General features: G+C 55.6%; 3 protein-coding genes. All 3 read right to left on the bottom strand.

The genetic code is table 11. The features are described 5' to 3' along the window. Positions 1-97: 97 nt before the first annotated feature. The 3 genes from tnpC to tnpA are packed head-to-tail and all read right to left on the bottom strand — an operon-like array spanning position 98 to position 2,345. Positions 98-1,597 carry an IS66 family transposase gene (tnpC, locus tag H5P28_RS15585; protein ID WP_185673694.1) on the bottom strand — a complete coding sequence of 500 codons (1,500 nt, stop codon included), beginning with the start codon at positions 1,595-1,597 and terminating at the stop codon, positions 98-100. Between the two features lie 59 nt (positions 1,598-1,656). Next, positions 1,657-2,001 (bottom strand): IS66 family insertion sequence element accessory protein TnpB, encoded by a 345-nt coding sequence (gene tnpB, locus H5P28_RS15580; protein WP_185673693.1) that lies wholly within the window; start codon positions 1,999-2,001, stop codon positions 1,657-1,659. Next, positions 1,995-2,345: an IS66 family insertion sequence element accessory protein TnpA gene (gene tnpA, locus H5P28_RS15575; protein ID WP_185673692.1), complete on the bottom strand. Its 351-nt coding sequence runs from the start codon at positions 2,343-2,345 to the stop codon at positions 1,995-1,997. The genes tnpB and tnpA overlap by 7 nt, the downstream gene beginning before the upstream one ends. Between the last annotated feature and the right edge of the window lie 899 nt (positions 2,346-3,244).

Here is a 3,244-nt window from a genome sequence, read left to right as displayed (position 1 = left end):
GTAAGCGTCCGGAGTGTGTCCTGCTTGAGTTGCCTTTGTGAGGGTGGATTTTTCTCTCTGGTAACCCTTGGGGTTTCCCACTGGTTACGATTTGGATTCAGGCTTGGGTTGCTATTGGTGACCATTTGGCAGGTGACAGAGCGCTGATGTCGTGCTGGTTGGTCATATTGGGGAGGCGCGAGAGGATGTTGCGCAGGTATTGGAAGGGTTCGATGTTGTGGCGCTGGCAGGAGACGACGATGGAGTAGATGATGGCGGATCGTTGGCCGGCCTCGGGGTGTCCGATGAAGAGGAAGTTTTTCTTTCCCAGGGCTGAGGGGCGGATGGCATTTTCCATGAGGTTGTTGTCGATCTCGGCGATGCCGTGTTTTTGGAAGGCAACGAGCTGGGGCCACTGGGAGATGGCGTAGGCGCAGGCCTTGCCGAGGGCGGACTTGGGGAGGGCCTTTCGGCTGGCGAGGGAGATGACCTTTTGCAGGCGGGTCAGCGTGATCTCATTTTCTCGCTGACGGCGGCGTTTGCGCTCGTCGGGGACGAGGTTTTCTTCGCGGTAAGTGGCCTCGCGTTCGTAAAGCCTGGCCATGAGTCGGAGCACGAGGGTGGCTTCGCGTTTGTTGGAGGCGAGGGCGTCGTAAAACTTGCGCCGGACGTGGGCCATGCAGCCCAGGGCGATGACGTCCTTGTTGCCCGAGGCATAGTCTTCGTAGGCGCCGTAGGCATCGGACTGGAGCAGGCCGGTGTATCCGTCCAGCAATGACGTCAGCTCGCCGTGTCGGCGAGAGAGCCGCCAGTCAAAGACGACGTCGCCGCCGGGCCGCGAGATGGCCCAGAGCCAGCCCTGTTCGGTTTTGCCTTTTTTGTGGTCGGAGTCGCAGTAGCGCACCGGCGTCTCGTCCGCCTGGATGTAGGGGCCCGCGAGCAAGTCCGTTCGCATGTAGTTGTAGATGGGCTTGAGCCACTCGGCTACGGCCTCGACCCAGTCTGTCATGGTTTTTCGTGACAAAGGTGCGCCCCACATGGACGAGGCTTTTTCCTGGCGGTAAAGCGGCTGGTGCTGCACGTATTTGCTTAAAACGATCCAGGCCAACAGGCCCGCCGAAGCGTAGCTGCCGTCGATCACGCGCCTGGGCGCGGGGGCCACCACCGGCGGCTGCGAGCGGTCAAGCTTGCGGCGATACCTGGGGCGAACGAGGCGGCGTTTAAACAGCTTCGGCGGGTGGATATCGACTTCAAGGGTCTCTTCTTCGGCGATCTTCTCAAAGGCTTCCGGCTCGGCCTGCACCTCCGGCGGCTCAATCACCACGGTCTCCTCCACCGGCAGGTCCTTGAAGCGCTCAGCAGGCGTTTCATGTTTGCCCGCCTTGGGGGCACGACGTTCGTAAGCGATACTTTGTTTTTCGACCGCTTCGAGTTGGCGCTCCAGGTCGTCCAGGCGCAAGCGCAGTTGAGCGCTGTCGAGCTTCTCACTTTTGCCCGCCCCGAAGAGCTGCTTTTTGAGCCAGTCCACCTGCTCGCGTAAAACCGCAATCACGCCGTTTTGCTCATCGACGATGCGCCGCAACTGTTCCACATCCGGGGAGCCCGCGTCGCTGTCCATGCCTGTATCCAAAACATGATACGATGGCCGTCAAGACAGTGTTGAGAACCGTGCTGATTTTAACGCTCGTACCACGCCTTGAGCGTCCCCTGCTTCAGGTCGATGCCGTTCATCAGCATGGTCATCGCCGCCGGGGTGATCGTCAGCTTGCGTGTGTCGCTGCCGATCGGCCAGCTCAGCCGCCCCTGCTCGATGCGCTTGGCAAACACCCACACCCCCGTCCCGTCAAAATACAGCAGCTTTAGGCGGTTGCGCGTCTTGTTCGTAAAGGCGAACAGCGCCCCGCCCTTGGGATCTTCGCCCAAGTGGTCCCGTGCCACCGCCCACAGCCCGTCAAACTGCTTGCGCATGTCCACCGGCTCCACCGCCACAAAAACTCGCAGCTGATGGGGCAAGCTCAGCATCGCAACGCCTTGACCAATGCCGCCAGCGACTGCGCATCGCCCCCGCGCAAGATCAGCCCCTCCGGCAAACATACCTCCAACAAAGAGGCCCCGCAGGACGGCACCGTCATCTCATGGAAAAGAGGTTTAGACTCGACGCCTCCACCTGCCTGACTGCGCTCGCGACGCTGCTTGAGCCAGTACACCAGCGTGTTGTAGGCCACTCCCTCGCGCCGCGCAAAGGCCTTCTGCGTCAATCCGCTCCCATCGTAGCTCTCAAGTAAACGCTCACGCTCCTCACGACTCTCGATCCGACGACCCCGACTGTCGCGCTTCGCCCCCGTATCCACCAACTCCAAATCCATCCACAAATCTTACACCAGACTGCCTGCTTTGAAAAGTGGGACCAAGCCCGGACGGTTACGTTTAAATTATTGACCTGACCCTATTTGGCTTCCGTATATTAGAGCAAATACTATCCAGTCTGGTTGCCGAAGCCGCTCAAATGGTGGAAGAGTATATAACAAGGCAGGCAGTTATAACGGCAATAGAGGTACGAGCGAATGAGACGAATTCAACCCACGGGTTTGTAGATGCGAGTGGCTATGGGCAAATTTTATTTTCAGGGGATGTCGATGGCCTTTCGCCTGCGGATGGAGTCGTTTTGGCATTTTTTCATTGTGACGGAGATGACTTGACTGTTGAATGTGTTCTTCGTTATACAAGAGAAATAGTTGGAACGAATTCTAGGACTACTGTATATGTGGATCTGGATAGTTTTACAGAAGAGAATTGTCCTGTATGTGGTCAAAATTAATATACAAATATATCTACCCGTTGTCACTTGCAGTTCTGGGTGTGCTGGCTTATGGATTTACTGTTTCATGTCAAAGCAATCTTGCGCTAATCGGAGTTAATAAGTCTACGACGATATCTCTCGCTTTTTCTGTTTTGCTCATACTGTATGTAGCATGCGTGGGGCGTGTTATAGCTAATGAGTCATTGAGCAATACTAAGTGCTTTTTAGTGGTTTTTATTGGTTCTATATCTGTCGCATGGGTAAGTGGTAGATCGGTAGATTTTTTTTAGTAGTAAAAGCTATGTCTAGCAATCAGTCTGTGCTTGTGGTTGGATCTGGTGATTTTAAATGTGCCAATATTTTTGTGTTTTCGATCGCACTATGCATAGCAGCATTTGCTAGCATTAAGTCACGATTGGATCATTGAGTGGCAGTCAAGGGATCCCATCGAAGAAAAGGGGGGGG

Origin of the sequence: Ruficoccus amylovorans (genome assembly GCF_014230085.1) — a bacterium.
Classification (GTDB): domain Bacteria; phylum Verrucomicrobiota; class Verrucomicrobiia; order Opitutales; family Cerasicoccaceae; genus Ruficoccus; species Ruficoccus amylovorans.
This window is presented reverse-complemented; position numbering and strand designations above follow the sequence as displayed.

What these genes read in the sequence shown, in the direction of transcription:
- tnpA (WP_185673692.1), bottom strand. Translation starts at nt 2,345, where the DNA reads ATGGATTTGGAGTTGGTGGATACGGGGGCGAAGCGCGACAGTCGGGGT.
- tnpB (WP_185673693.1), bottom strand. Translation starts at nt 2,001, where the DNA reads ATGCTGAGCTTGCCCCATCAGCTGCGAGTTTTTGTGGCGGTGGAGCCG.
- tnpC (WP_185673694.1), bottom strand. Translation starts at nt 1,597, where the DNA reads ATGGACAGCGACGCGGGCTCCCCGGATGTGGAACAGTTGCGGCGCATC.